At 72.0% G+C, this 5,159-nt stretch carries 4 protein-coding genes and 1 pseudogene; 3 read left to right on the top strand and 2 right to left on the bottom strand.

What is annotated here, in order from left to right:
* Nucleotides 1-1,189, bottom strand: a 1,189-nt coding sequence (mshA, locus tag R6V09_RS45375) for a D-inositol-3-phosphate glycosyltransferase (protein ID WP_317887326.1), incomplete at its 3' end; no start/stop codon positions are given.
* Between the two features lie 171 nt (nucleotides 1,190-1,360).
* Nucleotides 1,361-1,885 carry a hypothetical protein gene (locus tag R6V09_RS45370; protein ID WP_317887325.1) on the bottom strand — a complete coding sequence of 175 codons (525 nt, stop codon included), beginning with the start codon at nucleotides 1,883-1,885 and terminating at the stop codon, nucleotides 1,361-1,363.
* 131 nt (nucleotides 1,886-2,016) lie between these two features.
* On the opposite strand from R6V09_RS45370, the gene R6V09_RS45365 reads away from it, so the two are divergent.
* From R6V09_RS45365 to R6V09_RS45355, 3 genes and pseudogenes are all read left to right on the top strand, one after another.
* Nucleotides 2,017-2,832 carry a class I SAM-dependent methyltransferase gene (locus R6V09_RS45365; RefSeq protein ID WP_317887324.1) on the top strand — a complete coding sequence of 272 codons (816 nt, stop codon included), beginning with the start codon at nucleotides 2,017-2,019 and terminating at the stop codon, nucleotides 2,830-2,832.
* 252 nt (nucleotides 2,833-3,084) lie between these two features.
* Nucleotides 3,085-4,170: a C40 family peptidase gene (locus R6V09_RS45360; protein WP_317887323.1), complete on the top strand. Its 1,086-nt coding sequence runs from the start codon at nucleotides 3,085-3,087 to the stop codon at nucleotides 4,168-4,170.
* Between the two features lie 283 nt (nucleotides 4,171-4,453).
* Nucleotides 4,454-5,159, top strand: a pseudogene (locus tag R6V09_RS45355) (hypothetical protein); the annotation flags it as partial.

Below are 5,159 nucleotides of genomic sequence, written 5' to 3'. Positions count from 1 at the left end.
CGGCGAGGGTGCGCAGCACGCGCGCGTAGGCGGCGGGATCGTGGCCCTGGACGAGAAAACCCGTCTCACCGTCGCGCACAGCCACCGGGAGGCCGCCGACCGAGGCCGCGAGCACCGGCGTACCGGCCGCCTGCGCCTCTATGGCGACCAGCCCGAAGGACTCGCTGTACGACGGCATGACCAGCACGGACGCGGCCCGGAACCAGTCCGCGAGCTGCTCCTGCCCGACCGGCGGCCGGAACCGTACGACATCGGCGATGCCCAGCCGCGCGGCCAGCTTCTGCAGCCCCTCCGGCTTGGCGAGGCCGCTGCCGCTGGGGCCGCCGACGACGGGCACGACGATGTTCGAGCGCAGCTCGGGCCGCTCGTCCAGCAGGACCGCGACGGCTCGCAGGAGCACGTCCGGCGCCTTGAGGGGCTGGATGCGGCCCGCGAACAGCGGGATCAGGGCGTCCTGCGGGAGCCCGAGGCGGGCGCGGGCCGCCGCTCGGCCGTCCGCCGGGCGGAAGCGTTCGAGGTTCACGCCGGGGTGGACCACGGCGACCTTGGCGGGGTCGGCCGAGTAGTGCCGTACGAGTTCGTCGGCCTCCTCCGCCGTGTTGGCGATGAGGCGGTCGGCGGCGGAGACGATCTGGGTCTCGCCGATGACGCGGGCGGCGGGCTCGGGGGTGTCGCCGTCGGCCAGGTTGGCGTTCTTGACCTTGGCCATGGTGTGCATCGCGTGCACCAGGGGGACGCCCCAGCGCTGGGCGGCGAGCCAGCCGACGTGGCCGGAGAGCCAGTAGTGCGAGTGGACGAGGTCGTAGTAGCCGGGGCGGTGGCCGGCCCACGCCTGCATCACTCCGTGCGTGAACGCGCAGAGCTGGGCGGGGAGTTCCTCCTTGGCGAGACCTTCGTACGGCCCCGCGTCGACATGCCGGACGAGGACGCCGGGGGCCAGCTCGACGGTCGGGGGGAGGGCGGCGGTGGTCGCGCGGGTGAAGATCTCCACCTCGATGTTGATCGCGGCGAGGCGCTGCGCGAGCTCCACGATGTAGACGTTCATCCCGCCGGCGTCGCCCGTGCCGGGCTGGTGCAGCGGTGAGGTGTGCACGGAGAGCATGGCGACACGGCGGGGTTTGCGGTGCAGCCGCAGCCGGGCGGACGAGGCCGGGGAGCGCCGGCCGAGCCTGCTGCCGTACTGGCTCACGTGGCGTTCCTCCTCGCTGCGGGCATGCCTGAGGGAGGGTGTGCGGTTCCCTCCAAGGGGATGCAACGTCGAGGAGCCGGATTCCCATTCCGGCGCATGGGGATTTTACCGAGGCATTACCGTGTGTCGCTCAACCGTTCGAGGTGACGGTGCGTTGGCTCCCCTTACCGGTCAGCCCACGGGCGACGTCGCGAAGGCGTGCCAGTACGCGGCCGCACCGCCGGTCTGCTTGAGCAGCCGGGCCGGTTCGGGCTCGGCGGGCCAGATCTGCAGCAGATACCGGTCCTCGGTCGGCGGCTCGTCGTCCTCCCGGACGTTCTTGCTCCGGCCGTCGTCCATGCCTGTCGCGGAGTACCGCACGCGGTGGTCGCGCTCCTCCAGCTCCAGTTCCCACCGGTTCTTCCCGTTCCACTGCCGCAGCGTCGTCTCCTCCGACACCGGCCGGAACGGGACCTCGACGATCTCCTCCCACGTCTCGTCCAACTCGGGCCGGCCGTCGTGCAGCTCGACGGTGAAGTCGACACCGCCGATGCGCAGACCGGTCAGGAGCAGCAGCATCCCGGCCGTCCCGCCCCCGCAGAGCCCGACGCCCTCCTGCCCGGCGAAGGCGTCGTACAGGTCGCTTTCGTCCCCGCCGCTCTCCACGAAGACCTGGCCGTAGTCGACATGGACCTCGTCACTGACAAGCACCTTCATTGGTCCCGCCCCACCTCGTCCGACCTGATCTCCGATCCTGCCAGGCGGCACTGACAACGGGACGGGCAGAGCCGACTCCGGCCGGCGACCGGTGCGGCACCCGTCGTCCCGCGCCGCCTACCCTCGTGGGTATGACAGCCCGCGCGACGACCCCCCGCCCCGTGGGAACAGTGACGCGCGGGACGACCAACCCCAACCGGCTGCGCCGTATGGACCGCTGGATCGTGGCGACGCACGGCGCGGAGCTGCGGCGGGCCGACGATCCCCTCGCCGTCGATCTCGGGTACGGCGCCGCGCCCTGGACGGCCGTAGAACTGCTGGAGCGCCTCCGTACCGTCGCCCCGCACGCGCGCGTGGTCGGTGTCGAGATCGAACCGGCCCGGGTCGCGGCGGCCCGGCCGTACGAGCGCGAGGGGCTGGTCTTCCGGCACGGCGGGTTCGAGATCCCCGTACCGCGACGGCCGTCCCTGATCCGCGCGGCGAACGTGCTGCGGCAGTACGACGAGGCGCAGGTCGCCGAGGTCTGGGCGCGGCTGTGCGGGCGGCTCGCGCCGGCCTCGGAACATTCGCGGGGCGGGCTGCTCGTCGAGGGGACCTGCGACGAGATCGGGCGGCGGCACGTGTGGGTCGCGCTCGGTCCCGAGGGGCCGCGGACGGTCACCTTCGCGGCGCGGCTCGGCTCCCTGGAGCGGCCGTCCGACCTCGCCGAACGCCTCCCCAAGGCCCTCATCCACCGCAATGTGCCCGGCGAACCGGTACACGCCTTCCTCCGCGACTTCGACCGCGCCTGGGCCGCCGCCGCGCCCTACGCCTCCTACGGCGCCCGTCAGCGCTGGATCCGCGCGGTGCGGGACCTCACCGCCGACTGGCCGGTGGTGGACGGTCCGGTGCGGTGGCGGCAGGGCGAAGTGACCGTGGAATGGCGGGCCTTGGCCCCGCTGGGGTGAATCGCGGCGCGCGGGTGAGCGGGTGAGCGCGTGAGCGGGTGAGCGGGTGAGCGGGTGACCTGCGGGGAACGATCTCCGGCGGCCGTTCGTCACATGGGCGGGGAGATCGCCGCGACCGGTCATGACCTGGCAGGAAAGGGGAGAAGTACGGGAAGTACTACCTCTGTCGTTTTGTGTGCGGGCATGGCACGATCCCCCAGGCGTCCGTAAGTTACTGACGGTCAATCAGGTACGGGATGTGGGGGCAGGGGTATGGGAGCGGGCAGGCGAGCCCTGATCACGACGGCCATCGCGGTCGTCTGCGCGGTCACCGTGCTGGCGGCACCCGCCACCGCGTTCGCGAGCCCGACACCCACGCCGACTCCGACTCCCTCGACCACCGCGTCCTCAACTCCCGTGACCAACAAGGACCTTGAGGCCGTACGCGCGAAGCTCGACGACCTCTATCACGACGCCGCCGTCGCCACGGACGCCTACAACGCGGCCGAGGAGCAGGCGCAGAAGCAGTCCGCGCAGATCGTCGAGCTGGCCAAGAAGATCGTCAAGGGCCAGGAGAAACTGGACGAGTTGAAGGACCGCGCCGGTGCCGCGGCCCGCTCCCAGTACCGCACGGGCGGGCTCCCGGACGAGGCGCAGCTGATCCTGAGCGACAACCCGCAGGCCTTCCTGGACGGTGCCGGGCGGATACTCCAGGGCCAGCGTGCCACCAAGGGTCTGATCGCCGAACTGACCCGCACGCAGCAGGACTTGAAGCAGTACACCGCCGACGCCTCCACCCAGTGGCAGCAGTTGGAGAAGAACCGCCAGGCCAAGGCCGCCGCCAAGAAGGAGGTCACCACCCGGATCGCGGCGGCCGAGAAGCTGGAATCCCAGCTGGAGAAGCAGGAGAAGGAACGGCTGGCCGCGCTGGAGCAGCAGGCCGCGCTGAAGGCACAGACCGCCTGGCTCGACTCCGGCGCCCTCAAGGAGATCAGCGGCAAGGCGTCCGCCGAGGGCAAGGCGGCGGTGGCGTACGCGACGGCCCAGCTCGGCAAGCCGTACGAGTGGGGTGCGGAGGGCCCGAAGTCGTACGACTGCTCGGGGCTGACCTCACAGGCCTGGGCGAGCGCCGGCGACCCGATCCCGCGCACCTCGCAGGAGCAGTGGAAGCAGCTGCCGCACGTGGACGTGAAGGACATGCGCCCCGGCGACCTGATCATCTACTTCGACGACGCCAGCCATGTCGCGATGTACATCGGCGACGGCGCGATCATCCACGCCCCGCGGCCGGGGCGGACGGTGACGATCGCGGGGGCCGGCTCGATGCCGATATTGGGCGTTGTGCGACCGGATGCGTGATTTGCCCGTCCGGTAGGCGTGGTTGCGGCCGGTGACCCGAGCCACGTGACACAGCACACGCACCACCCGCCCCAAACCCCGGCCCGGCGTGACCTTCGTCATCCCGGCCCCACCGCCGTCCTGCCCAACTGCGTTACAGAACACGGCATATGACAGTGGCTGCCTGCCGGGCGACCTGCCTCACACCATTCCTTTCCGGCGCCCACTACCGCTATGGTCCCCGTCGGTGGGTCGAGGTCCCTCGCCCCACCGCGCCCTCGGGGGGAGGGAAGGAAACAGGACGATGCCCGCACCCATACCGCGGCAGAGAGCGATCCCGGCCGCGGAAAGTGGTCAGGCGCCGGCCGCGCCCACGATCGGCGACACCTCCGGAGCCACGCCTGGAGACACGCCCCGAGACACCTCCGGAGCTACGTCCGGAGTCACGCCCGGAGCTGCGTCCGGGGACACATCCCGGGCTACGTCCGGGGCGACGCCCGGAGCCGCTTCAGCCGAAACGCCCGGAGCCACCACCGGCGAGACCTCCGGGGCCACACCCGGAACCACCACCGGCAAAACGTCCGGCGTCGCCTCCGGCGAGACAGCCGCGGGCGCTTCCGGAGGTACGGGAGCCCTGCGTGATGGGGCCCCGCGCACGCAGGACACGGCCCACGACGGCACGGTCACCAGCGCCGACATCGCCACCGCCGCCCACGCCGAGGACACGGCCGGCACGGCCGACGCCGCGCACCGCGCTGCCCACGGCACCCACGGCATCCACAGCACCCCGCCCGGTCACCTCACCCTGCTGATGATCGAGGACGACCCCGGCGGCTCGCCGATCGTGCCCGAGCTGCTCGACCCGACCGGCAAGCCGATCCGGGTCCGCACCGCCCGCAACCTCACCGAGGCCGAGCGGCTGCTCACCGACGACGTCCACTGCATCCTGCTCGACCTCGCGCTGCCCGCCCCCGGCCGAGCCGCGGACGGCGCCGACGACGAGCTGGCCG

This window comes from Streptomyces sp. W16 (genome assembly GCF_033194735.1).
GTDB lineage: Bacteria > Actinomycetota > Actinomycetes > Streptomycetales > Streptomycetaceae > Streptomyces.
Note: the sequence above shows the minus strand (reverse complement) of the source record. Positions and strands in the feature narration are given on the sequence as shown.

What these genes read in the sequence shown, in the direction of transcription:
- R6V09_RS45370 (WP_317887325.1), bottom strand. Translation starts at nt 1,885, where the DNA reads ATGAAGGTGCTTGTCAGTGACGAGGTCCATGTCGACTACGGCCAGGTC.
- R6V09_RS45365 (WP_317887324.1), top strand. Translation starts at nt 2,017, where the DNA reads ATGACAGCCCGCGCGACGACCCCCCGCCCCGTGGGAACAGTGACGCGC.
- R6V09_RS45360 (WP_317887323.1), top strand. Translation starts at nt 3,085, where the DNA reads ATGGGAGCGGGCAGGCGAGCCCTGATCACGACGGCCATCGCGGTCGTC.